General features: G+C 43.5%; 21 protein-coding genes. 17 read left to right on the top strand and 4 right to left on the bottom strand.

Going from position 1 to position 26,066, the window contains the following annotated elements:
- Positions 1-90 precede the first annotated feature (90 nt).
- On the top strand, positions 91-1,701 hold the full coding sequence (gene nirD / locus AZH43_RS07385) for a nitrite reductase small subunit NirD (RefSeq protein ID WP_067668261.1): 1,611 nt from the start codon (positions 91-93) through the stop codon (positions 1,699-1,701).
- 288 nt (positions 1,702-1,989) lie between these two features.
- Here the strand turns inward: nirD and cynS are convergent, their stop codons facing one another.
- Entirely contained in the window at positions 1,990-2,439 is a 450-nt protein-coding gene (gene cynS, locus AZH43_RS07380) for a cyanase (protein ID WP_067668259.1), read from the bottom strand.
- Between the two features lie 285 nt (positions 2,440-2,724).
- On the opposite strand from cynS, the gene AZH43_RS07375 reads away from it, so the two are divergent.
- The 16 genes from AZH43_RS07375 (at position 2,725) to AZH43_RS07295 (ending at position 22,089) form a co-directional block, all read left to right on the top strand.
- Positions 2,725-3,534: a formate/nitrite transporter family protein gene (locus tag AZH43_RS07375; protein WP_067668257.1), complete on the top strand. Its 810-nt coding sequence runs from the start codon at positions 2,725-2,727 to the stop codon at positions 3,532-3,534.
- A 75-nt stretch (positions 3,535-3,609) separates the two neighbouring features.
- The gene (locus AZH43_RS07370; protein WP_067668307.1) at positions 3,610-5,337 is read left to right on the top strand and encodes a bifunctional protein-serine/threonine kinase/phosphatase; all 1,728 of its coding nucleotides are present in this window, start codon (positions 3,610-3,612) and stop codon (positions 5,335-5,337) included.
- A 599-nt stretch (positions 5,338-5,936) separates the two neighbouring features.
- Positions 5,937-8,717 carry a nitrate reductase gene (locus AZH43_RS07360; RefSeq protein ID WP_067668253.1) on the top strand — a complete coding sequence of 927 codons (2,781 nt, stop codon included), beginning with the start codon at positions 5,937-5,939 and terminating at the stop codon, positions 8,715-8,717.
- Positions 8,714-9,340, top strand: a complete 627-nt coding sequence (gene mobA, locus AZH43_RS07355) for a molybdenum cofactor guanylyltransferase (RefSeq protein WP_067668251.1) — start codon at positions 8,714-8,716, stop codon at positions 9,338-9,340. The genes AZH43_RS07360 and mobA overlap by 4 nt, the downstream gene beginning before the upstream one ends.
- Positions 9,341-9,567: 227 nt before the next feature.
- Positions 9,568-10,587: a GTP 3',8-cyclase MoaA gene (moaA, locus tag AZH43_RS07350; protein ID WP_067668249.1), complete on the top strand. Its 1,020-nt coding sequence runs from the start codon at positions 9,568-9,570 to the stop codon at positions 10,585-10,587.
- Positions 10,588-10,589: 2 nt separating this feature from the next.
- The gene (locus AZH43_RS07345) at positions 10,590-10,856 is read left to right on the top strand and encodes a MoaD/ThiS family protein (RefSeq protein WP_067668247.1); all 267 of its coding nucleotides are present in this window, start codon (positions 10,590-10,592) and stop codon (positions 10,854-10,856) included.
- 1 nt (position 10,857) lies between these two features.
- Complete coding sequence (locus AZH43_RS07340) at positions 10,858-11,394, top strand: molybdenum cofactor biosynthesis protein MoaE (RefSeq protein WP_067668245.1); 537 nt, start codon at positions 10,858-10,860, stop codon at positions 11,392-11,394.
- A 36-nt stretch (positions 11,395-11,430) separates the two neighbouring features.
- Positions 11,431-12,354 carry a bifunctional molybdenum cofactor biosynthesis protein MoaC/MoaB gene (gene moaCB / locus AZH43_RS07335; protein ID WP_067668243.1) on the top strand — a complete coding sequence of 308 codons (924 nt, stop codon included), beginning with the start codon at positions 11,431-11,433 and terminating at the stop codon, positions 12,352-12,354.
- Complete coding sequence (locus tag AZH43_RS07330) at positions 12,351-13,607, top strand: molybdopterin molybdotransferase MoeA (RefSeq protein ID WP_067668241.1); 1,257 nt, start codon at positions 12,351-12,353, stop codon at positions 13,605-13,607. The genes moaCB and AZH43_RS07330 overlap by 4 nt, the downstream gene beginning before the upstream one ends.
- 12 nt (positions 13,608-13,619) lie before the next feature.
- On the top strand, positions 13,620-14,378 hold the full coding sequence (gene modA / locus AZH43_RS07325) for a molybdate ABC transporter substrate-binding protein (protein ID WP_067668238.1): 759 nt from the start codon (positions 13,620-13,622) through the stop codon (positions 14,376-14,378).
- Between the two features lie 15 nt (positions 14,379-14,393).
- The gene (gene modB / locus AZH43_RS07320; RefSeq protein ID WP_067668305.1) at positions 14,394-15,092 is read left to right on the top strand and encodes a molybdate ABC transporter permease subunit; all 699 of its coding nucleotides are present in this window, start codon (positions 14,394-14,396) and stop codon (positions 15,090-15,092) included.
- On the top strand, positions 15,079-15,714 hold the full coding sequence (locus AZH43_RS07315) for an ATP-binding cassette domain-containing protein (RefSeq protein WP_067668236.1): 636 nt from the start codon (positions 15,079-15,081) through the stop codon (positions 15,712-15,714). Before modB ends, AZH43_RS07315 begins: the two co-directional genes overlap by 14 nt.
- A 190-nt stretch (positions 15,715-15,904) precedes the next feature.
- Complete coding sequence (locus AZH43_RS07310; RefSeq protein ID WP_067668234.1) at positions 15,905-16,321, top strand: cation efflux protein, CzcI-like; 417 nt, start codon at positions 15,905-15,907, stop codon at positions 16,319-16,321.
- 45 nt (positions 16,322-16,366) lie between these two features.
- Positions 16,367-17,716 carry a TolC family protein gene (locus tag AZH43_RS07305; protein WP_067668232.1) on the top strand — a complete coding sequence of 450 codons (1,350 nt, stop codon included), beginning with the start codon at positions 16,367-16,369 and terminating at the stop codon, positions 17,714-17,716.
- A 1-nt stretch (position 17,717) separates the two neighbouring features.
- Complete coding sequence (locus tag AZH43_RS07300; protein ID WP_067668230.1) at positions 17,718-18,953, top strand: efflux RND transporter periplasmic adaptor subunit; 1,236 nt, start codon at positions 17,718-17,720, stop codon at positions 18,951-18,953.
- The gene (locus tag AZH43_RS07295) at positions 18,943-22,089 is read left to right on the top strand and encodes an efflux RND transporter permease subunit (RefSeq protein ID WP_067668228.1); all 3,147 of its coding nucleotides are present in this window, start codon (positions 18,943-18,945) and stop codon (positions 22,087-22,089) included. The genes AZH43_RS07300 and AZH43_RS07295 overlap by 11 nt, the downstream gene beginning before the upstream one ends.
- 315 nt (positions 22,090-22,404) lie before the next feature.
- Here AZH43_RS07295 and AZH43_RS07290 read toward each other — a convergent pair whose 3' ends face one another.
- The 3 genes from AZH43_RS07290 to AZH43_RS07280 all read right to left on the bottom strand — a co-directional run bounded on the left by AZH43_RS07290 (position 22,405) and on the right by AZH43_RS07280 (position 25,981).
- Positions 22,405-23,682, bottom strand: coding sequence for an MFS transporter (locus AZH43_RS07290; protein ID WP_067668226.1), 1,278 nt, complete (start codon positions 23,680-23,682; stop codon positions 22,405-22,407).
- A 4-nt stretch (positions 23,683-23,686) separates the two neighbouring features.
- The gene (locus AZH43_RS07285) at positions 23,687-24,829 is read right to left on the bottom strand and encodes a mandelate racemase/muconate lactonizing enzyme family protein (protein ID WP_067668224.1); all 1,143 of its coding nucleotides are present in this window, start codon (positions 24,827-24,829) and stop codon (positions 23,687-23,689) included.
- A 258-nt stretch (positions 24,830-25,087) separates the two neighbouring features.
- Positions 25,088-25,981 (bottom strand): DMT family transporter, encoded by an 894-nt coding sequence (locus tag AZH43_RS07280; RefSeq protein WP_067668222.1) that lies wholly within the window; start codon positions 25,979-25,981, stop codon positions 25,088-25,090.
- Positions 25,982-26,066 lie beyond the last annotated feature (85 nt).

Here is a 26,066-nt window from a genome sequence, read left to right as displayed (position 1 = left end):
TTTCAATTTATACAGCCTTCGTTCCGATTCTTCTCTGAGAAAAAAGATCCGAGGCGCGTTGAAAATAGTTTTTAGAAAAGGATGAAGATGATGACAATTTTAAAAGAAATGAATGAATTGGAATGGATTGAAGTTTGCCCTCTGGATGCGATTACGCCTAATACCGGTGTAGGAGCGTTGATGAATGATCAGCAAATTGCAATCTTCCGTGTAGGCAATGAAAAGCGTGTTTATGCGCTTAGCAATCAAGATCCGTTCAGTAAAGCTTTTGTGATGTCACGCGGTATTTTGGGCGATTTGCAAGGTGAGCGCGTGGTGGCTTCGCCCATTTACAAACAGCATTTCAGTTTAGCGACTGGGCGCTGTTTGGAAGATAAAGACCAAAAGCTGCTGGTTTTTCCAAGTAAAATTGAAAATGGTCAGGTTTGGATCAGCTCAACACCGCAAAAAACATACATTACCAATACGGGCACTGTGCAAGACAAAATGAAACTGGTTTTGGTCGGCAATGGCTTGGCAGGCATGCGCTGTCTGGAAGATTTGCTTGATATGGCGCCTGAGCGCTATGAAGTGACTGTCATTGGCGAAGAGCCTTGGGGCAACTACAACCGCATTATGCTGTCTCCGGTACTTTCAGGCGATAAAACCATTGAAGATATTATGCTGCATCCGCATGTGTGGTATGCGGGCAAAGGCATTCGCTTTATCGCAGGTGATCCGGCCGTTCGCATTGACCGGCCGCGTAAGCAGGTCTATACAGATAAAGGCGAAGTTGTAGATTATGACCGGCTGATTTTAGCGACTGGATCGAAACCTTTTGTACCGCCTATCCCGGGTGCCGAGCTGGAAGGCGTCCTGAGTTTCCGTGATATTTATGATGTAAATGCAATGCTGGACTACTGTAAAACCAAAAAAAATGCCGTGGTAATCGGCGGAGGGCTGTTGGGTTTAGAGGCTGGCTATGGTCTGAAGCAGCAAGGCATGAATGTTACAGTGCTGCATTTGATGGACCGCATTATGGATCGTCAGCTGGACGCGAAAGCCAGCCAAATGCTGAAACAGTCAATCGAGCAAAAAGGCATTCGCGTTATTACTGAAGCCAATACTGAAGAACTCATCGGCAGTGAAGGGCATGTCACCCATATCCGCCTCAAGGACGGTACAGTTTTAGACGCGGATTTAGTGGTTTTTGCGGTAGGCATCCGCCCCAATATGGCCTTGGCGCAAAGTGCCGGTCTGCGCTGTAACCGCGGTGTGCTGGTCAATGACACTATGCAAACCTTTGATCCGAGTATTTATGCGGTGGGGGAATGTATTGAACACCGCAATCAAACCTTTGGTTTAGTCGAACCGCTTTGGGGCCAAGCCTTTATTTGCGCATCCCATTTGGCAGAGCATGGCAGTTTGACCTTTAAAGCGCCGACGGTGCCGACACAGCTTAAAGTCAGCGGTTGTGATGTTTTCTCTGCAGGGAACTTTGAGCCGAAAGATGACTTTGAAGATATTGTCTTGAATGATGAAAAACGTCAGATTTATAAACGCATTATTATTCAAAAAGATAAGGTTGTTGGTGCGGTACTGTTTGGTGATACTGAAGATGGCGCATGGTATGCAGAGCTGATAGCAGACCATACGCCTATTACTGCAATCCGTAATAAATTGCTGTTTGGTAAAGATTTTGCTTTAAAAAATGCAAGTTAATCAGGCTTAACTTCGGTTTGTCTAAGCAATAAATATAAATTGAACTGCAGTATTGAATCCATACTGCAGTTCTAAATTAAATCAAATATTCATCTTTAAAATAAATTTAAGCATATTTTATTTATGATCTCTAAGTATTTTCTGGCGCTATGTAATTGGTTTTAAATATATGGTAAGGTGGTTTTTTTTGATTTGTTTGTTGAATTTTTATTTTAAATAATTATGTTTTAATAAATACTCTTTAAATTAAAAATAGCCATTTTTCAATGGCTATTTTTAATAGCTTGCTTAGTAACTTTTATACGGTAAAAACTTCCCAGAAAGCACGACATTAACCCGGTCTCCATTCGGATTATTTTCGCGCTGAATGTCCATGCTGAAATCAATAGCGCTCATAATGCCGTCACCAAACTCCTCATGTATAAGTTCTTTAATGGTGGTGCCATACACACTTACAACTTCATACCAACGATAAATCAAAGGATCTGTAGGGATACTTGTAGGAAGTGAGCCCTTATAGGGAACAATTTGCAGCCATGCAACAGCTTCATCACTTAAGTCAAAAATTTGACCAATTTTTTCTGCTTGCTGTTTATTAAAAGCCATTTGACCAAGACATCCTGAAGTGACCCACTCTTTAGATAAGCCAACTTCTTGAGCAACATTTGACCATTTTATCGACTTTAAAACTTTAGCAGATATAATCATGTCTGTGACTTGTTGACGCTGCGTGATCATTTATTATCTCCAATAGGTTTATTTAAAATAAATATAAAATTCTTATATTGTTTAGCATGATTTATGCCAAATCTATTTTTATAAGTTTTATTCTAATAATTTTATAAACTGGTATGAACTTTGCACCTATTAATTATGTATTGGCAATGAAGCCATTTTATTTAAATTAATAGAGCAGAATTTTATTTCAGGCAATGGCGCCTAAGATTTTAAACAAATCTTGGGCGCTTTTTACTTATGGAAAAGAAATTCTTGCTTAGACCCATAGATTAAGAGGTTAATGCGATGTCCTATCTTGCACCTGCAGAGTTTGCACAAAAAGTAGTAGATGCCGGTGAAGCAAAACTTCATATGGCAACCCGTGATGTTTTAATTCGGTCATTTATGGCGGGGGCGATTTTGGCGCTTGCTGCTGTATTTGCGGTGACCATTGCTGTGCAAACAGGTGTGCCGCTGATTGGTGCACTTTTGTTTCCTGTCGGTTTTTGTATGCTGTATCTGCTTGGATATGACTTATTGACGGGGGTATTTGTGCTTACGCCTTTGGCGTGGCTGGATAAGCGGCCGGGTGTGACTTGGAAGCGTATTTTGAAAAACTGGGGGCTGGTTTTTCTTGGAAACTTTGGAGGTTGTCTCGTGGTGGCCTTTCTTATGGCAATTGTTTATACCTATGGATTTGCTGCCGAACCGAATAACGTCGGTTTAGCCATTGCGCATATTGGTGAAGCACGGACTTTAGGTTATGCAGAATACGGCTTTGCAGGCTGGGTGACAATTTTCATCCGCGGCATGCTGTGTAACTGGATGGTGTCACTGGGAGTAATCGGTGCAATGATGTCTACGACCGTCAGCGGTAAATTTATTGCGATGTGGATGCCTGTCATGCTGTTTTTTGCAATGGGTTTTGAACACTCTGTGGTGAATATGTTCCTGTTTCCATTTGCGATGATAATGGGTGGCGACTTTTCAATTATGGATTATTTTATTTGGAATGAATTGCCGGTAGCGCTGGGAAATTTAGTCGGCGGACTGACATTAACAGGGTTGGCTTTGTATACCACACATGTGCGGACTGCACCGAGAAAAGATTTTTAATATCAATCTATACATAAGTAAGTTTATAGATCTGTTCCGGAATCAAGGAAGATTCCATTTCATTGAGCGCTAATGATGCACACACAACTCACTGTTCGAATTGGACAATGCACTGATTCAGGTCAAAAAACGATAAATCAAGATTTTCACGGCGCAGGACTGCCGCAAAATTATTTGCTCCAGCAAAAGGGCGTCGCCTGCGCCATTGCTGATGGCATCAGCAGCAGCAATGTCAGTCACATTGCCAGTGAGACAGCAGTATCAAGTTTTATTAATGATTACTTTTCTACACCTGAATCATGGACAGTAAAAACCTCTGCTGAACGTGTTCTGAATGCCATCAATTCATGGCTATTTGCACAGACGCAGCAAAGTCAGGGGAGATTTGATAAAGATCGCGGCTATGTCTGTACTTTAAGCGCATTGGTGCTTAAACATGACCATGCGCATATCTTCCATATTGGCGATGCGCGCGTTTACCGCATTCAGGCACAGCAATTAGAACAGCTAACCACAGATCACCGTATTTCGCTTTCATCTCAAGAAAGTTATTTAAGCCGTGCTTTAGGAGTCGGGCAAAAAGTAGAAATCGATTATCTAAAAGTTCAGTTTTATCCAGATGATATTTTCATTCTTATGACAGATGGGGTGTACGAATACATTAATCAGGCGGATATTTTCGATGCGTTACACATAAACCAAGATTTAAATCAGGCAGCAGAGTGCTTGCTGCAGCGCGCATTGGGTAATGGAAGTCCAGACAATTTAACTCTGCAGATTTTACAAATTGATGCGTTGTCTTCACTAGCCAGTGATTACTTCGATCCGCAATATCAAGACTTAAAAGCCGTACCTGCACTACAGTCTGGCGATCAATTTGAAGACTATATGATTGAAAAAAAATTGCATGAAAATCATCGAAGCTGTCTATATTTGGCCCGTGACCTGCATATACAGCAGCAGTTGGTGATTAAAGTCCCCGCAACAGAACTGTATCAGCAAAAAAATGCCTTGGAGCAGTTCTATTTAGAAGAGTGGGTAGCAAAACGTATTCAAAATGAGTATGTTATGCGTTCCTATGCGCAAAGAACCGCAAAGCATTATCTTTATCAAACCTTTGAATACATTGAAGGTCAAACGCTAAGCGCATGGCTAAAACAGCAGAAACAACCTGTCGAGCTCTCAATAATAATTGATATTGTTGAGCAGATAGCCAAAGCCTTGAATGCGTTTCATCGACTTGAAATGCTGCATCAAGATATACGTCCTGAAAATATTCTGATCAATACGAATTCTGAAATTAAGCTGATTGATTTTGGTTCAGCTTCAGTTAAAGGGATTGCTGAATTTCAGCCCGAGCGTGCCGATTTGCCTCTAGGGACGCTGGCTTATATGGCGCCTGAATATTTTGTAGCTGAGCCAGCCGGAAGCCGTTCTGATCAGTATTCACTGGCGGTGTTGACCTATTATCTGCTGTGCCGGCAACTTCCTTATGGAACAGATGTTGCAAAATGCACTGAAAAAAAACAGTTAAAAAAATTGCAATACCATCCGATCAGCCTATATAGAACAGATATTCCTTCATGGGCAGAGGCCGCAATACAAAAGGCCTTACATCCTAATATGGCGCAGCGCTATGCTGCATTGTCAGAATTTATTTATGATTTAAAAAATCCCAATCGGCGCTTTCTCGAAGTTGAAAAAAAAGCATATCTGGAAAAAAATCCGGCGCTGTTTTGGCGGAGTTTATCGCTGATCCTTATTATGCTAATTATTGGATATTTATTGCTTCCATATTTTTAGCATTGCCAATTGAACACTGAGTCATACGCATTTTTTGCATTCGAAAGTGTCTGAAAATTGAAAAATTTTCTTTAACTAAAAATAAGATTGCACCAGTTTAAGGCTGCTGTTTTTAAATCAAAATTAGATCACAAGCTTATTTGGGCTTCATTAAATATAATTCTTTTCTTTTCAATGATTAATAGTAGATTTTTAAGTATTGGCATAATCATTGCTGTATTCAAAGCGAACCAAAGCCGGTTCATTTCATTATAAGACGGCCAACGATGTCCGTTCTGATCGCTTGTTATTTTCTTCAGGTAAATAGCATATACACCCTACGTTCAGTGCATCAAGGAGAAGGCCGTGTTTGCCCTTATTAAACAGACAAAAATAGATTATTTGCGTTCACATGCTCTTCTTAGGATCGTGCAACTTTATTGTAAAAATTGTCTTTGGATTGGGTCTTCGTTAGAGCCATTAGATGCTCTTAAACAGAGCCCATTTTATGATATGAATTTTCAACAAAAGGCTCCTAAGCCTTCATATTTTAACGTATTAAAGCTGCCGCTTGTCCAATCTAATCCCAGCATTTTTTTGATTAAGGCATAGGAGCATCCATGAACAGTATTCCCGTTGTGGAGCTCGAAAGCGCCATAGAGCTAAAAAACAGAACAACCCAAAGTACATGCCCTTATTGCGGTGTCGGCTGCGGTGTTACTGCGCATGTCATGCAAACTTCTTTAGGACAGAAAGTCACAGTTGAGGGAGATATTAATCATCCTTCTAACTACGGAAAATTATGCATTAAAGGCAGCAATTTAGCGGACACCTTGGGTTTAGAAACACGTGTGCTGCAGCCGATGCTAGGCCGCAAGGGGCAGCGTAAAATCACCGATTGGGACACTGCACTGGATTCCATCAGCGATAAATTTCAACAATGCATTGATCAATACGGCCGTGACAGTATTGCCTTTTATGTCTCAGGGCAACTGCTTACCGAAGACTATTATGCAGTCAATAAATTTGTAAAAGGCTATTTGGGCACCGCCAATATTGATACCAATTCGCGCCTCTGCATGTCCTCTGCTGTAGCAGGGCATAAACGCGCTTTTGGCGAAGATTTGGTGCCTGCCAGCTATGAAGATTTTGAACATGCCGAGATGGTGGTCTTGGTTGGCTCTAATACCGCTTGGTGCCATCCAGTATTGTATCAGCGCATAATGAAAGCCAAAGAGCAGCGTGATGTTTTTGTCGTAGTGATTGACCCGCGGTTTACCAGTACCTGTGAAAGCGCGGATTTGCATTTGCCCATTTTGCCTGGGCAGGATGTGGCCCTGTTTAATGGCTTATTGCAGTATTTAGAACAAAACGGCTTTTCAGATCATGCCTTCATTGCTCAGCATACTCAAGGCTTACAACAAGCTCTTGAAAGCAGCGAAGATGAATCATCGATTGACGCCGTAGCCGCACGGACAGGGATTTCAGCAGACAAGCTCGCACAATTTTATACGCAATTTGCCAAGACTAAAAAGGTGATGACTCTGTTTTCCATGGGAGTGAATCAGTCTTCACGCGGGGTGGATAAAGCCAATAGCATCATTAACTGTCATTTATTGACAGGAAAAATTGGCAAATTAGGCGCAGCGCCATTTTCCATGACGGGGCAGCCGAATGCCATGGGCGGGCGTGAAGTCGGCGGACTGGCCAACATGCTGGCTGTGCATTTAGATTTGGACAATGTGCAGCATCAGCAATTGGTGCAAAATTTTTGGCAAAGTCCATATATAGCCACTCAAGCGGGCCTCAAAGCCGTAGATCTGTTTCAGGCGGTGGAAAGCGGGAAAATTAAAGCCATTTGGATAATGGCGACCAATCCCGTAGTGAGTCTGCCGGATGCCGATCAAGTCAAAAGAGCGCTGGAAAAATGTGAAATGGTGGTGGTCTCAGATATCTGTCTGGACACAGACACTACGGCATATGCAGATGTTTTGCTGCCTGCGCTGGGCTGGGGGGAAAAAGACGGGACGGTGACCAACTCTGAACGCCGGATTTCCCGTCAGCACGCATTTTTAGCGGCGCCAGACGAAACACAAGCAGATTGGTGGGCGATTGCGCAAGTGGCACAGCGCATGGGTTTTTCAGGTTTTAACTATCAAAGCAGCTATGACATTTTCAAAGAACATGCGCAGCTTTCGGCTTATCAAAATTCGGAAATTTCCGCCCGCAGCGCAACCCCCAATTTCCGCTATTTCAATTTACAAGGTTTGGCTGATATCAGTTCAGCTGAATACGATGATTTAAAACCGACACAATGGCCCGTCTGGCAATGGGATCAGCCAGAAGGCGCGGTGGCGCGTTTATTTTCAGAAGGACAGTTTAGCCATGCCGATGCTAAAGCTAAATTTATCGCTACTGCCGCCATTGATCCAGTCAATCAAGTATCTGCGGAGTATCCGCTGGTATTAAATACCGGCCGCATTCGAGACCAATGGCATACCATGAGCCGCACGGGGTTATCGGCCAATTTGAGTACGCACCGTGCTGAGCCGTATTGTGAAATACATCCGCAGGATGCACTGAAGTTTGGCATTAAAGATGCTGAATTGGTTGAGGTTCGATCTGCGTGGGGGCTGTGTGTGCTGCGTGCCCAAGTCAGTGAAAATATTCGCCGCGGGCAAATTTTCGCCCCAATCCATTGGAATGATCAGGTGGCATCGGATGCGCGCATCGGCAAGGTGGTCAATCCAGTAGTTGATGCCATTTCGGGTGAGCCTGAGTTTAAACATACACCGGTAATGCTGCAGCCATTTTATACGCAATGGCATGGCGTATTATATGTCCGTCAGGGCTTTGAGCAACATTTGCAGGTATCGCTGAATACTGCTGTTTGGTGGACCAAAGTGACACTGGCGAAAGCGCTGCGTTACGAATTGGCTGACCGTCAGAAGTTCAGTAAAACCACCGCGCAGCTCAAAACCCTTTTGCCATTTACCGATGAAAGCTTTGAATGGCTGAATTTGGAGGATCAGTCAGCGCAGATTTCCCATACGGTGATTTTGCAAAATGGCGTGCTTATTGCAAGTTTGTATATTGCGCCTGAGGCTTTATTGCCTGACCGTGATTGGGTTGCAAGCTTGTTCAAACGCGAACGCCTGAGTGCAATGCACCGTAAAGCGCTACTGGCAGGACAAGCCATGTCCATGAGCAATAATGATGGCCCATTGGTCTGCAGCTGTTTTAAAGTCGGTAAAAATAAAATCATTGCGGCAATCAAGGAAAATAACATCAGCAATGAAAAACAAGTCACCGCATGCTTAAAAGCCGGAGGAAATTGCGGTTCGTGTCTGCCTGAAATTCGCGGCTTGATTAAAGCCTGTCAAACGGAGCGTGTAGAATGAAAAGAAGTATTTTGAAACCAGTCACATATCCTGAAACAGAACTGGTGATTTTGGCGGGCGGTCAAGCGCGCCGAATGAACGGCATCAATAAATTACTGCAAAAATTTGATAATGAAATCCAGCTCATCAAAATTCATCAGCAATTAAAATCACGGGTTTCAAAAGTGTGGGTCAATAGCCATCGGGACCACTCCATTTATGAGCGCATCATTCCATCCATTGCCTATTTTCAAGATGATGAAGCCGGCTTTTTAGGCCCATTGATGGGGATGAAAAGCGCATGGTCGCATGTAGGTTCAGATTACGTACTGTTTGTGCCTTGCGATGTAACTTATATACCTAAAAAAGTCATTTCCCGTTTACATCAGGCGATACAAAGCCATCCGCTGTGTGAAGTCGCAGTGGTGGAAATTAATGGCAAAGCGCTATTTCCGTTCTGCCTGCTAAAAAGAGGCAGTTTGCCCAAGCTGACGGCTCATCTTGATCAAAATCAGCGCAGTTTGAAGCATTGTTTTGCTGAAATGCACATGCAAGTGGCATGTTTTAAAAATCATGCACTCTTTTTTCACAGTATCAATTCTTTTGATGAGCTGCAGCAGCATCAGCAGCTGAATTTCTTATAAAGCCGGAAATGGAAATTGATTTTGAGAATGTCTGCACTGAAACAAAGTGCCGTTTTGCCCTTTATTTCAGTGTAAACCAGTTATTTTCTGGATAAATTTGAAGTTTATTTTCACACCTTGAAAAAAGCCCGAAGTTGGAACACTTATTGCAATTTAATTTGCAAGTAAATAGGGCGTGCATTTTGAACTGTTTCGATACGGTGCAAAACACGTCATGGATTAGACACATGAACAGCATGACAGACCTCACAAGCGGCGCGGCGTTTCAGGATCAATTTGGCCGGCAGAAGCGCAAGCTGCGGATATCCATTACCGATCGCTGTAATTTTAAGTGTGTCTATTGCATGCCTGAACATCCTGAATGGATGAAAAAACACAATTTACTCAGCTTTGAAGCGCTGTATCAATTTTGCGAGTTTATGGTGCGTCAAGGCATTGAACAGATTCGCATTACCGGCGGCGAGCCGCTGATGCGCCAAGGCGCAGTGCATTTCATTGAGCAATTGCAGGCTTTAAAGAAGATCGGTTTAAAGCGTATTGCAATGACCACCAATGGGCATTTTCTTAAAAAAGACGCTGCGGCATTGCAACAGGCGGGGCTGGACGACCTGAATATCAGTCTGGACAGTCTAGATGAAACACAGTTTCTGCAATTGACCCAACGTGCTTTAAGCCCTGTGTTGGACGGCATCTTTGCTGCAAAGCAGGCGGGCTTTCAAATCAAGATCAATACGGTGCTGATCAAAGGCATCAATGACGATCAAATTATTCCCTTGGTACGCTGGGCGAAAATACATCAGTTTGAACAGCGCTTTATTGAGTTCATGCCTTTAGACGGCGATCAAAAATGGTCTCAATCCAATGTCGTCTCTGAGCAGGATGTCCTCACTGTGCTGAACAGCCAGTTTGATGTGCAGATTCAGCACGGGCAAGGCTCGAATCCGGCGCGCCGCTATATAGTGGACGGCATGCCAATAGGCATTATTTCCACTATCAGCAACTCATTCTGTGCCGACTGTGACCGCCTGCGCTTGAATGCTCAAGGCGAATTTTATAACTGCCTGTTTGCGCAAAATGGCTTAAATCTTAAAGATGAAATTCAGCAATTAACGCATGATCCGCTTGCAGCGTTTGTCTTGCAGGACAAGCTGCGCACCTATATTTGGCACAAAGAACAAGGCTTTCACGCCATTCAAAACCAGCAGCGCCATTCCAGAAAAATCAGCATGTATATGATTGGAGGTTAGCCATGTCCCATGTCATGACGCAAATGATGAACATTAAAATAGACGCATTCGGTGCAATTCAGCGTCTATTGCCGGAAGACTTGAACTTGCAGTGCAGCGCAGGCAGTACCGTTGCCGATGTTTTGGAGAATGTTGCGCGTGCACATCCTGAAGCCGCTATTTTGCTTGAGCGCTGTGCCTGTGCCATCGGTGAAGACATTATTTCAAGACATACCCGCTTAAACCAAGACAGCCATTTAGTGCTGTTATCGCCTGTCGCAGGTGGCTGAAATGGAATTAAAAAACTTTAACCGCATTCAGGACACCGCTTTAAATCAGCAGGATTTTGATGGCATTACGCATTTTCCAGAATGCGGCGGCATTGGAATATTCATTGGAACAGTCCGCAATCATCATGAAGGTAAAGCGGTAAAAGCCTTGAAATATACGGCATATACGCCTGTGGCTGAAAAGATGATCCGTCAAATTGAACAGGAAATTCAAGCCAAACACGGTGCGGCTTATGTGCGGGTGGTGCATCGAATTGGCGCTTTAGATATTGGTGATACTGCCATTATTGCCATGGCGTATGCAGCGCATCGCCGTGAAGCCTTTGCGGCCTGTGAAGAAGCGGTTGAGCGGGTGAAGCATGAGGTGCCGGTGTGGAAAGAAGAGTTTTATCTGGATGGCAGCAGCCAGTTTGTAGAAGGATGCTGCATTCGTAAAGACCATGACCATGCGCCTGAACATACTCACTGCAATCATACGCATTTATCCGCTCAGCAGACGCTTCAGCACAATGTCACCATTTATCAATGGCATCTTTAATAATTCAGCAGAACATTAAAAAATCAGGAATTTTCAATGAAAAATGTCGGCATGAAAGCGGAAAGTTACCGCACCGCGGTGGCAACAGGCGTGCTGCATGCACCGCCGCATTGCATTGAATTGCTGCGCAATGGCAACACCGAAAAAGGTGATGCGCTGAAAACAGCCCGTATTGCAGGCATATTAGGGGCAAAACGTACCGATGAGCTGATTCCGCTGTGCCATCCGCTCCCCATTTACCGCGCCGATGTTGAATATGAGCTGTTTGATGCGCATGTTGAGATTATCGCAACAGTCGAAACCATTGGCCCAACCGGTGTGGAAATGGAAGCCTTAACAGCAGTGAGCCTTGCAGGGTTAACGCTGTATGACATGCTTAAACCGCATTGCGAGCCTGAAGAGCTGTGCATGGATCAGGTTAAATTACAAAAGAAAAAAGGCGGCAAGTCACATTTTACACGTGTGCTGAAAGAATCACTTTCAGCATCTGTGATTGTGCTGTCAGATACCGTGGCTGCTGGGAAAAAGCCAGATACAGCCGGACAAAATGTTTTGGAAATTTTGCAAGAAGCCAATTTTGGCCATATTCATTATCAAGTGATTCCAGATAGTCCTGAGCAGCTTCTTTCATTGATTGAACAGCAAAAAAATCACTACCCGTTCATCTTAACCGTTGGCGGTACAGGCTTGGGCCCAAAAGATTTAACGGTAGAAACCATTCAGCCCTTATTGCAGCGTGAGATACCGGGGCTGATGGAAGCATCACGCAGTTTCGGACAGCGGCGCACGCCTTACGCGGCTTTAAGCCGAGGGGTTGCAGGCTATATCGAAAATAGTCTGGTGATGACTTTGCCGGGCAGCCGTCAAGGCGCCAAAGAGTCCCTGATTGCGGTACTTCCGGCCTTGGTGCATGTATTTGATGTGCAAAAAAATATCCCGCATGCAGGAGGTTATCAATGAATCAAGCGCTGACACCTGAAGCACACAGCGGCTGCGGTGCTGAAAAAGGCCTGATTTCGGTTGATGAAGCCCTGCAAATGATTATGGATCAAACTCAAAGTTTGGGTGCAGAAACCATTTTATTAAACCAAGCGCTGCATCGATATTTGGCGGCGCCGATTCATTCCGCAATTAATCTGCCGCTATTTTCCCAAAGCGCAGTCGATGGCTATGCCATTTGTGCAAACCAAGAGATTCTGCCCAATACGGCATTTGAGCTGATTGGTGAAATACGGGCAGGTCAGCCGGTCGAGCTTGAATTGAAAGAAGGCCAGGCTCTGCGAATATTTACAGGCGCGAAAATCCCAGCAGGCACAACAACGGTAGCGCGTCAGGAAATTATACAGCTTCATCCTCAGCATATTGTGGTGGTGAAAAATTTAGCCCTGCATTCAGATATCCGCGATATCGGCGAAGAAGTTTCGCAAGGCCAATTGCTGGCATCAACAGGGCAGCAGCTCAGCGTCGGGGCTATAGCCTCCTTAAGCATGGCAGGAGTAAAGCACGTCACGGTATTCCGCTATCCTAAAATTGCGGTTGTCATTACTGGGGATGAAGTGGCTGAGACAGTTGACGATTTAAGCTCAGGAAAAATTTTTGATGCCAATGCACCGCTGATTCAGGCTTGGTTCCAATCACACCGCCATTCAGTTGATATCTTTCATGTTGAAGATACGCACCTTGCGGTCACAGCACTCTTTAATCAGCTTAAAGATCAATATGATGCAGTGATCAGCACAGGCGGGGTTTCTGTCGGCGACTACGACTTTGTCCGCCCAGCAGCTTTAAAATTAGGATTTCAGCAAATTTTCTGGAAAGTTAAGCAAAAACCAGGGAAACCGATGCTTTTTGCCTTGTTTCAACGTGAAGATCAAACCCGCTGCATACTGATCGGGCTGCCGGGTAATCCGGCGGCTGTTTACATGGGCATGCAAATTTATGTTTCTACTATATTGGCCGCCTTGCAAGGGCAAAAAAAACATCTGCGGTGGGGAAGCGGTGCAATGCAGCACGATCTTAAACCTGACGCGCGGGAACGCTTTCTAAGAATGAATGCTGTTTTTGAAAATGGCCGATTACAGCTCAGCAGTCTAGACAAACAGCAATCGCACATGCTCAGCAATCTTATGCATGCCAATTGCATAGTCCGTGTTCCTGCAGGTGAACCCATACATGCAGGGCAGGTGCTGCCAGCATTATTTATTCAAAATTAGGAGCGAAAAAAAATGCATCTCATCACTAAAACAATATTTGGCCTATGTTTTGTCAGCTCTATGGCTCAGGCCGATACTGTTAAAATCTATGCGGCGGCAAGCCTGACAAATGCAGTATCTGATATAGCCAAACTGTATCAAAAACAAAACCCTAATGTAGAAATTGTGCCCATTTTTGGCGCTTCATCAGCGTTAGCCAAACAAATTGAAGCAGGCGCGCCAGGCGATATCTATTTTTCTGCTGATCAAGACTGGATGAATTATTTGGTGCAAAAACAAAAAATTCAGGCCAGTCAGGTAAAGCCTTTGCTGTTTAACCAACTGGTGCTTATTAGCCCAATCGACAGCAAGCAGCAATTTAAAGCTGTGTCGCAGTTTAATTTAGCGCAATCTTTTCAAGGCCATTTATGTACAGGGCAAATGGAATCTGTACCAGTCGGAAAATATGCCAAACAGAGCCTGATTAAGCTGAATTGGCTGAACAGTTTGAATGGCAGAATTGTCGGAACAGATGATGTGCGTTCAGCGTTGGCGTTTGTGGAACGCGGCGAATGCCAAGTCGGTATTGTTTATAAAACAGATGCGCTCATCAGCAAAAAAGTCAAAATTTCCGGTGTATTCCCAAGCAATAGCCACAGTCCCATTGTTTATCCAATCGCTTTGACTGAACTTGGCAAAAAAAATGCGGATGCGGTGAAATTGAATCAATACATGAAAACCAGCGCACAAGCGCGTCAGGTTTTTAAAAATTATGGCTTTCAACTTAATTGAAAAGGCAAGTGAATGATGCTGAACCCAGAAGAACTGAGCGCTTTGTATCTGTCTGCAAAAGTTGCAGGGTTTGCCACGTTCTTTTGCCTGCCGTTTGCTATAGCGCTTGCCTGGCTGCTTGCTCGATATGAGTTTCGGTTCAAATTTATGGTTGAGGCGCTTTTGCAAATGCCGATGGTGCTGCCGCCTGTAGTTTTAGGCTATTTGCTGCTGATCCTATTTGGAACGAATGGCTGGCTTGGACAATATTTGAACCAGTTCGGCATACAAATGGTCTTTAACTGGAAAGGCGCTGTGCTGGCCTCTATGGTTGTGGCCTTTCCATTAATGGTGCAGCCCATCCGCTTATCTTTTCAAATGATAAATCAGCAGTTGGAGCAGGTTGCAGGTTCACTTGGCGCCAGCCCATTGTATGTGTTTTGCAGTATCAGCTTACCCTTAGCCTTGCCGGGTATCTTAATCGGCAGCATATTGTGTTTCAGCCGCAGCCTTGGCGAGTTTGGCGCCACAATTACCTTTGTGGGCAACATTCCTAACGAAACAAGAACCATACCGATCGCTATATATTCGCTCATTCAGCAGCCCGATGGTGAACAGGCGGCAATGCGTCTGGTGGTGCTTTCTCTGCTGTTGGCCTTTGGCGCTTTAATTGCCAATACTTATATTCTGCAGAAATATCAGCAGAAATTAGGAGGGAAAAATGCTGCAGTGTAATTTTCAATTTCAGTATGCAGATTTTAATTTGACTGCAGAATTGAATATGCAAGATCAATTGCTTGGCATTATGGGGGCTTCTGGCAGCGGAAAATCTACACTGCTTAAGAATATTGCGGGCGTGCTGCAGCCGTTTAAAGGTTCTATTGTGTTAAATCAATACAGCCTTTTTGATGATCAGCAGCGTATCAATGTTCCGATGTATAAGCGCAGAGTTGCATTGATTTTTCAAAAGGCTTGGCTTTTTCCTCATATGAATGTGCAGCAAAACCTGCGTTATGCAGAACACGTATGCACAAGTGCAAATCGGAAGTTTTCATTCCATCAGGTAGTTGATTTGCTTGAATTGAAAACACTGCTGCGGCGCCAAGCTTATCAGCTGTCAGGCGGCGAAGCGCAGCGGGTTTCGATCGGCCGGGCTTTATTGTCCTCACCCGATTTATTGTTGCTGGATGAGCCCTTAGCTGGACTGGACCAAAGGCTAAAAGATCAAATATTGCCTTTTTTAAATATAGTGAAGGAACAGACATGCCTGCCGATGATTTATGTCACGCATCATCCTGAAGAATTGGCTTATTTAAACGCACAGGTTATGTGCATGGAAAAAGGCAAAATAAGCTAAGCAATAAATAATTGATCAATGTTTTAAATAGAAAATAATGACCATGCTGCACTCCTTATGTATGGATATTTTAAAGCCATGGCACTTATGAAAAGGGGGACAATGATATTGAAGAATAACAAATACAGCTTGACCTTCGACTGGCTCCTCGTTTTATAATCTTGCTCAATTTAATCTTTCTGAACACATTATGCGTTCTGTTGCATGGGTTACAGTCTTAGCCAGCTTGTTCATATTCCAAAGCCTTTGGAATGTGGCGGCAGCTTTTTGCGTGCATGAAGAAACCCGCATACAAACTCAGCAGATTTCTCATTTCGGTCATCACCAAAATACACTTTGTGTAAGTGAGCAGCTTCAGCATGAACACAATCCACAGCATAAAAGTGACTTAAATCAACAGCCGTCTGATTTTGAAATAGGTGAAGACCATCAGGACCATGTGCCTTCTATGGCGCATTTACTGGTTCAAAAAGAAAAAAATTATCAAATATTCCCCATTTTTGAAGCCGCAGTGATTCCGCATTTTGTCTGGAATAACCGCTATCAAAGTCCCGATTTATTTCAGCTTAGTCCGCCTCCCGAATTATCCCTGCTAATGGTGGGGTAGCCTAAATATTTCCCACCGCTTTTTCTTAAATTAGTGGGAACAATCATGTCTTTTAAAATTACGGCGTATATACGCCCAACGCTTGCTGTATGCTTTGCTGCGGTCATCGTGCAATTGGCGAATGCCGAGCAGCAAGCCAGCTCAAAACGTATCAATATCATTGATGATTTTAGTACAGTTTTATTAAAGGTCGAAAATTATCAGGAACAAAACCAGCTTTGGCAGCAGCGTCAGCAAATATCAGAACTGAATGTTAAGCAAAGCAAACTTTGGCAAAATCCGACTTTAAGCATTGAGCAAGATGGTTTTGGATCAAACCAAGATCAGGAGCTCAGTATCGGAATCAGCCAGCCTCTGGATATTTTTGGACAAAGGAAGCTTGATCAAAAAATTGCCCAAACTGCAAGACAGCAAATGCAATTGCTTCAGCCGCTGTGGGAGGCGAAAAGCCAGTTAATCGTTCGATTTGCTTGGTCCAATTTTGCACTGGCAGACGCTGAACAGCAGGTTTATGCCGCGCAATTAAAAATCAGTCAGAGCAATTTGGACAGTGCCCATAAGCGATATCAGGCCGGCAGTATTGCCTTAGTTGACTATGAGCGCAGTCAAATTGAAGCTTTAGAAGCTCAGCGCTTATATGAGCAAGCTTTATTAAACCAGCAGGCTTCCCAACGCTTGCTTTCAAATCTTTGGGGAGAATCCGCTGCATCCATTCAGTTGAAAAATAATGTTATGTCATGGCCGGAACAAAGCAATGAAAACGTCCAGCGCTATATTGCCGCGGGATGGCTGGAAAAGCTGTATGCCTTGAATATTCTGCAATCCAATCAGCAAATTGAACGTCTCAAAATAAAGTCGCGGCCCAATCTGACCTTAAATGCAGGAATCACTCGAACAAAAGCGCTGAATGAGCAAGACGATACTGTTCTAGCCCTAGGGGTAGATATTCCGCTCAGTTTATTTAACCGTCAGCAATATTCCATTCCAATCACACAGCGCCAGCAAATATTGCTGAACCAACAGCAGCAGCGGGAACTGAAACAGCAAATTTTAGATATTGCCAACAGCATGCATCAGTTGCAGGGTTTAAGAACTCAGTTTGCTGCCGCCAGCAATCAAATCAGTCTGGCGGAAAAAGTACAAAGCCGGACACTCCAAGGCTTTCAGGCAGGAAAACTTGCCATTACGGATGTACAGCAAGCCACTGATCAGCTGCTGACGATTCGGTTGGGGCAATTGCAGACATTGCGTCAAGCCTGGAAGGCGGCTTTGACGGCGGAAGCTTTAAGCATAGGAACCAGCTATGAGCAAATCAGCAGCTCGGATGCTTATACGCAATTGAATAAGACAGCTTTAGAACAGACATATAATTTAATTGGCGGGGGAGCACAATAATATGAATTTCAAGCAGATCCTAAAGGTCACTCAACCCAAAATGATTGCTGTTTTTATTGCGCTGACTTTAGCAATATGCGCTGCAATTTTATTGAGCGCCACGAAAACATCAGAGGGTGCTCATGAAGAAGAACATGAAACACATGGTGAACATGAAGCTGATGACAAGGCAGACGAAGGCCATGAACATGAAGAGGAAAAAATTACGCTGACTGCACAGCAATTAGCCGAGCAAGGGCTGAAGATTGGAACGGTTGCCGCAGGGCCTGTCGATCAAGTAACGGCCTTATCCGGAAAATTAGTTGTTAATACAGACCAGCAGGCACATGTATCGCCCAACTTTAGCGGCCACGTAGAACAAGTCAATGTAGCTTTGGGGCAAACAGTTACGAAAGGGCAGCCGCTTGCTGTCCTGTCCGTGCCGGAATTAATTGATCAGCAGGCCAATTTGCGCATAGCGCAAGAAAATCTGAACTTAGCCCAGCAAGATTATTTGCGTGAAAAGCAGCTATGGTCACAAGGAATTTCTGCGAAACAGGATTATCAGCGGGCTGAAAATTACTACCGTCAAGCCCAAATCAGCATTCAGGCTGCCCAAAGCCGTTTAAATGCGTTAGGTGCCAGTGCTGGAAATAATGGACGATTTATCATACGTGCACCGATGTCCGGTGTCATCAGCCAAAAAGATATAGTTGTCGGTGAAAACGTACAGCTGGCCGATCAGTTATTTGTCATTGAACAATTAAAAGAACTGTGGCTTGAATTTAATTTGCCGCAGCAGCTGGCTGGACAGCTGCAGGCTGAGCAATTGATTCATTTTAGAGTAAATGGCGCAACACAAGATTACACTGCTCAAGTACAGAGCCTGACTTCGCAGGCAGATGTACAAACGGGCCGTTTGGTCGTGCGGGCAAAACTGCTGTCTCAGGCCAAAGAATTGCGCCCGAATGTTTTGGTCAATGTGCTTATAGTTCAGCCTGCAGCTAAAAATGCATTGCGCATTATGAGATCTGCTGTACAGGACATCGATAGTAAAAAAACGGTTTTTCTTATTGCGTCTGAACAAAAAGGGCAGATCCAGCTTAAACCTCAGCAAGTCGAAATTGGTCAAAGTTCAAGTGACGGTGAGTGGCTAGAAGTGCTTTCAGGACTGTCTTCTGGTCAAAAATATATCAGCCAAGGCAGTTTTTTGCTGAAATCTGAACTGGAAAAAGATGAGGCAGGCCATGAGCATTAATAATGATTTGCCCAAACCTGAAGGCGTCTTTGAACGCATCATTCATTTTTCTATTCAAAATGCCATTTGGGTTCTGCTGTTTGCTTTGACATGGATCGCAGTCGGAGTCTACAGCTATCAAAAACTCCCCATTGATGCTGTGCCGGATATTACCAATGTGCAAGTGCAAATCAATACTCAAGCCAGCGGTTTTACGGCTTTAGAGGTTGAACAGCGCATCACCTATCCAATTGAAAATGCGCTGGCCGGTATTCCAGACCTTCAATTGACACGCTCTATCTCCCGCTATGGCTTGTCGCAGGTCACTATTATTTTTAAAGATGGTACAGATATTTATTGGGCGCGCCAGCAGATCAGCCAGCGCGTACAAGAGGTGAAATCTGAATTGCCTGCTCAAATTTCACCAGAAATGTCCCCTGTATCGACAGGGTTAGGAGAAATTTATCAGTGGGTGCTTAAGGCTGATCCTGAAGCGAAAAAGCCTGACGGTACAGCATATAGCGCAATGGATTTGCGGGAAATTCAAGACTGGATTGTTCGTCCGCAGCTTCAGCGGGTTGCTGGCGTTGCAGAAATTAACAGTATTGGCGGGTTTAATAAAACCTATGTGGTTTCACCGGATTTAAACCGCATGCAGCAGCTGAAAATTCCGCTAGAACAGCTGCAGCAAGCCCTGATGCTGAATAATGAGAACCGTGGAGCAGGGTTTATTGAAGAAAATGGTCAGCAGCTTACCGTACGTGTTCCAGGCACACTGAATACACTGGCGGATATCGAAAACACGATGGTCAGCAGTCCGAATGGCAGCCCGATCCGTGTCGCTGATATTGCGCAAGTTTCAGTTGGCCATGACCTGAGAACTGGCGGTGCGACCTATAATGGTGAAGAAACAGTTCTGGGCATTGCCATGATGATGATGGGTGAAAATAGCCGCACCGTTTCAAAAGCGGTCGATGCCAAAATTCAGCAGATTCAGAGCAGTTTGCCAAAAGGCGTAACAATTGAAACGGTCTATGACCGGACGGTATTGGTTGAAAAAGCAATTCAAACAGTACAAAAAAATCTACTGGAAGGCGCAATACTGGTCATTGTCATTCTCTTTTTATTTCTGGGGAATATCCGTGCGGCTTTGATTACAGCCTGTGTCATTCCATTGTCGATGCTATTTACCTTAACAGGCATGGCGCAGAAAAATATAAGTGCAAACTTAATGAGTTTAGGCGCGCTTGATTTTGGCATTATTGTCGATGGCGCAGTGGTGATAGTCGAAAACTGCATTCGCCGTTTAGCGAATGCACAGCACATATTAAAGCGTCCTTTGTCGCGTACAGAACGCTTTAAAGAAGTATTCTTGGCTGCGCGGCAAGCCAGACGCCCATTAATATTCGGCCAGCTGATTATTTTGGTGGTTTATCTGCCTATTTTTGCCTTAACCGGCGTCGAAGCAAAAATGTTCCATCCTATGGCGCTGACGGTTGTCTTGGCTTTAGTTGCGGCCATTATTCTGTCTATTACCTTTGTGCCAGCAGCCGTTGCTTTATGGGTAAAAGGGGATATCAAGGAAACCGAAAGCCGCTGGATGCAATGGCTGAAAACATCTTATGAGAAAATCTTAGATACAGCATATCAGTATAAAGCCGCAGTTTTAACCTTTGCTTTATGCTTATTGTTGATCACAGGGCTGCTTGCCACCCGTATCGGCAGTGAATTTTCGCCACAGCTCAGCGAAGGCGATTTTGCTGTACAGCTGCTGCGCTCACCAAGCACAGGCTTAGAAGAATCTTTAAAAATTCAGGAAAATACAGAAAAGCTGCTTCTTAAAAATTTCCCTGAGGTTCAAGCTGTATTTGCCCGTACGGGTACGGCGGAGGTGGCAACAGATGTGATGCCGCCAAATATTTCAGATTCATACATCATGTTGAAACCGCGTGAGGCATGGCCTAATCCTAAAGAACCGCTTGATGTATTGCGCAGACGCATGCAGGCCTATCTTGCAGAAATGCCGGGCAATAACAGTGAGTTTTCGCAGCCGATTGAACTGCGCTTTAATGAGCTGATTTCAGGAATCCGCAATGATGTCGGGGTTAAAATCTTTGGCGATGATATGCAGGTGCTGAATGCAGAGGCTGTCAAAATTGCCAAGATTATGCAGCAAATCGCGGGCAGCAGTGCGGTAAAAGTTGAACAGACTTCGGGTTTACCCTTGCTGAATGTTGACGTTGACAAAGCATTGGCGGCTCAATACGGCATCAGTGTAAATACTGTTCAAAATTTAGTGGCTGCCAGCATAGGCGGTCAAAGTGTCGGTGAAATTCTGCAAGGAGACCGGCGTTTTGATTTTGTGGTACGTTTAAGCGATCAGGACAGAATAGCAGAAACTCTTTCTCAGCTGCCTATACAGCTTGCGAATGGCGGCAGTATTTTATTATCCGACATTGCTGCAGTGACTCAAATAAATGGAGTTAATCAAGTCAGCCGAGAAAATGGCAAGCGCAGGATGGTTATCACGGCCAATGTCGAAGGCCGTGACTTAGGTTCATTTGTTTCCGATCTGCAAACGCAGCTAGATGCTTATGAACTGCCAAGCGGCTATTGGATTGAATACGGCGGTCAATTTGAAAATTTGGCATCTGCAAAAGCACGCATGCAGCTTGTCATTCCTTTTGCACTGCTGACGATTTTTGTTTTATTAATGGCGGTATTCCGCAATGTCAAAGAAAGCTTATTGGTCTTTACTGGGGTGCCTTTTGCATTAACGGGCGGAGTACTGTTCCTGTGGCTACGAGATATTCCATTGTCCATGTCAGCGGGAATCGGCTTTATTGCCTTATCTGGCGTGGCGGTGCTCAATGGTTTGGTGATGCTGACATTTATTAAAGAACTTCGTGAAAAACATAGTGTTCATGACGCAGTTTGGCACGGGGCCATATTGCGCTTAAGGCCAGTTTTAATGACTGCATGTGTGGCTTCTTTAGGGTTTTTACCTATGGCGCTAGCCACAGGAACAGGGGCAGAAGTGCAAAGGCCATTGGCTACGGTGGTTATTGGCGGGATTATTTCATCGACATTGCTGACTTTGGTGTTATTGCCTGTGCTGTACCGATGGATGAACAGTCTGAAAGCTGTAAAACACTAAATCTTCTAAACATTTTTATTTCAGGCGTTATGATTGTCATTTCAATGATAACGCCTATTTTTCAGTTAGAGATAAGTTGCAACAGAGCGGAATGCGTGCCGTATTTTTATAATAAATAATTTAAGATAACAGTGCTTAAACCTAGGTAAATATTTTTAAAAAAATCAGTTGTTTATAATAAAAATAGAAACTTGATAATTCCTGTTTTATTGATGCCGTCGCTTTTTTCAATTTACACTCATATAGCAGCTTTTTATAGCGTTACCCTAAAAAGGGAAATGATATTGCTATAGCAATATCATTTCCCTTTATTTTTCAGCATACAGCCATGGATTTTTGACTTTTCACCATCCCTAAAAGCGCAATAATGCCAATGAAGGCAAAGCCGCTCGCAAGAATAAATGCTGTGTTATACCCCCCGCCATACTGAATAATAAAGCCAGTAAGCGCTGGGGAAATAATGCCAGCCAAGTTGGCAAGCAAATGTACAAAGCCGCCAGCACTGCCAATTTTATTTGCAGGAACAATATCCTGCAGCAATGACCAGCATGCTTGCGGTGTCATATATGCAAAAATAGTCGCAACCGTAATACATGTAACAGCAACACCTAATGACTTTGCATACGCAGCGGCAAATACAGACACAGCTGCAATAGCTAAGCCAATGAAAATAATCAGCTTGCGTGAGAAGAGAAAGTTTTGTGACTTTTTGAAGATAAAATCACAAATAATCCCGCCGCCTAAAAATCCGACCGTTGCGCCTAACCATGGCAACATGCCGATAATACTCATGCTTTTAATATCAAGATGCTGATAATCAATGAGATAGCTTGGCAGCCAAGATAAAAAGAAAAACTGAATATAGTTAAAGCAGAAAAATGCGGCAGCGATACCAATAACTGGCGCAGAAAAAATATAGTGCCAAATGCTTTTTTGATCCTGTTGCGCGCTGTCATCATAAATAATGGCTGCAGGGCGGTTTTCTACAATTTCTTTCTGTTCTGCTTCCGAAACCAAATGATGATCTTCTGGTTTATCTCGGAAAAGGCACCACCAAACTGCAACCCACACTAAGCCTAATATACCGACAATAATGAATGAAATTCTCCATCCATAATGAAGACCAATTAAGCCGACTAATGGCGCAGCGATTGCGGCGCCTAAAGGTTGCCCCGCATTGGTAAAACCAACAGCGCGGCCGACTTCCTTTTTAGGAAACCAATTAGAAATCGATTTATTGGTCGTTGTGCCCATAGGCCCTTCGCCCATGCCAAATAAAACCCGTACAAATAGAAGCTGCGTAAATGAACCAACAAGTGCGGTCGCACCGCAAAAAACTGACCAAACAGATGCGGCTGAAGCGAATACGCGCCGCGGCCCGAATTTATCTGCCGCTACGCCCCCTAAAAAGCAGAAGACACAGTAGCCGATAAAGAATGCACTGAATAGCAGCCCCATCTGCGCATCATCTAAATGTAAATCTGTTTTAATTAAAGGGGCCATCACAGACAATGCGGCCCGGTCTAAATAGTTTAAAATCCCTGCAAGGAAAAGCAGTATGGCAACTACTAATCGATACCTATTTTTGAACATGAATCTATACTCCTTGATTCATACATGTGCTGGATACAACGGTATATTTTTTAAGAATGTCTTCGTTGATTTGAAAGCCGAGTCCTGGCGTTTCAGGTAAAATGATTTCTGGCTGGTATTGAGTAAGAACATGCAAATGCTCTTTGAATTGAATGTATGGCACTTCTAAATAAATATCGTCAGGAAGCAATGCCACAAGATGAGCTGTAGCCAGCATGCCCGGACCATAGTAGAAGCAATGCGGAACAACGGTGACCGAGTGTTCTGAACCCGCATTAATGACCTGCACTGCGGAACTTACACCGCCTATTTTGGCTACGCTGGGCTGAACAATATCGACAATTTTATTTTTAATCAGATGAATCGCATCCAGTTCACCGGCAGTATTTTCACCAGCAGAAATTGAAATCCCTTGCTGATTTAATTCTTGCAGTGCATCGAAATCATCTACAGGCCAAACAGGTTCTTCCAGCCATTTCAAATTTAACGTTTTAAGTTTTGCAATCTCAGCCGCAGCATCTTCTTTATTCCAGCAGCAATTAACATCAACCATAAGGCTACAATTTTCATTCAAAGCATTTTTAGCGGCAGCAACTGCTTCAAAGGTTGTTTCATGCAATTTGATTTGTTTAAACCCGAGATCAACAACCTCTTTGACTTTTTTATGAACTAAGTCCGGATCATTTCCGTAGCTGACTAAACTCGGATAAATTGAAATTTTTTGCCGTTCAGCCCCCAGCATTTTCCAAAGGGGGAGACCTGCATGCTGAGAAATTAAATCCCAAAGGGCAATATCTATTGCAGATAATGCATAGCGGATGGGGCCTGTGCGGCCAAAGCCATGAAAGGCATATTCGGCGCTTTTCATTAACGCTGCTAAATCATGTTGAGTTTCAATTTGCTTGTTTAAGAAAAATGGAGCAACAAACTTTTCTAAAGCGGCATAACAAACAGCATTAACTAAATGACCAAATGCTTCTCCCCAGCCAATGCGTCCATTATCAGTGTGAATTTTAACAATTAAGCTTTCCATTTTATTGAGGTTAGGCGAGGCAGCATTGAAATCTTGCCCAGAATTTTCTGCTTCATTTCTGCCAGCAGTAAAGGGGATCGCAATACGGATTATTTCTATTCTAGTGATTTCCATTAATAGCATCCTGCTATAAAGAGCCAATTTATTATCATGATATGATATTAGACATCATACAACATTTTGTTTTTTTGATGAACCCTAACATAGGGGGCAATCCAAGAATATTTTTTATGATTCAAATAAGAGAATTTAATAGATAGGTAAAATTAGAAATCAGTTCATGGAAGTTGAAGCAGTTGCGGGGTAAAGAGAATATCCATATTCTCAAGTAAAACAATTATGATGTGTTTTGAACGATCGAATCAATCTGCATTATTTGACTGTATGGAATAGTTTAGCAATTTTCTGCAAGGCAAATGGATTGCATAAAATAATGGCGAGCAAGATGATGCAGAAACCGGCAATGCTGTAAATATCAGGCACTTCACTCCAAAAAATAAAGCCCCAAATTCCTGCAAGTATAATGGCAATATAATTCATTGGCCCAATTTGACCAGCAGGCGCTAAACTGTATGCATAGGACATAAAAATTTGGCTGACGTTTGCAAGCAAACCAATAGAAATAAGCAGGCTGAGTTCATATAAATTGTACCATCTGAAATGCCAAAACATGGGAATGCCTGAAATGACGGTGCCAAAAATACAGAAATAGAAAACAATACGCTCAGGAGGTTCAGTGCTGGTTAGCGCACGGACAGTAACGAAAGCTAAAGCGGATAAAAAACATGAGCTTAATCCAATAATAGACATGCTGTTGAATAGCCCCTCATCCGGTTTTGCAACCATAAGGACACCGCATAGGCCAATAGCGGCCGCTAAAATCATAGCCGATGTAATTTTTTCTTTTAAAAAGAACCATGCAATTAAAGGAATAAAAATAGGTGATGAATAACTAAAAACCATCGCATTTGAAAGCTTTAAGTGCGCAATGGCATAGAAAAAACCATACATTGCACATAGGCCGACAATACTCCGCCATGTATGCATCCAGAGTTTATCTGTCTTTGCAAAAGATAGACCTTTCTTAAAAAGCATAGGAATGAAAATTAGCAGTCCAACAGCATTTCTAAAGAAAACAACGGTATAGTTGTCTACAGTTGTTGAAACATAGCGAATGCAAACGCCCATAATTGAAAAAAGCAAAGCAGACATCATGAGGTACATTAATGCTTTGCTTAGGTTGGACGGGTTTTGAGTGATATCCATAAGAATGCTTCAATTGAGGTTATCTAAATACAGCTCTGAAAATGGCAGTGCAGATGTCTGATGAGTAGGTATCTTAGCACTTTTT

Source organism: Acinetobacter pragensis, assembly GCF_001605895.1.
Lineage (GTDB): Bacteria > Pseudomonadota > Gammaproteobacteria > Pseudomonadales > Moraxellaceae > Acinetobacter > Acinetobacter pragensis.
Note: the sequence above shows the minus strand (reverse complement) of the source record. Positions and strands in the feature narration are given on the sequence as shown.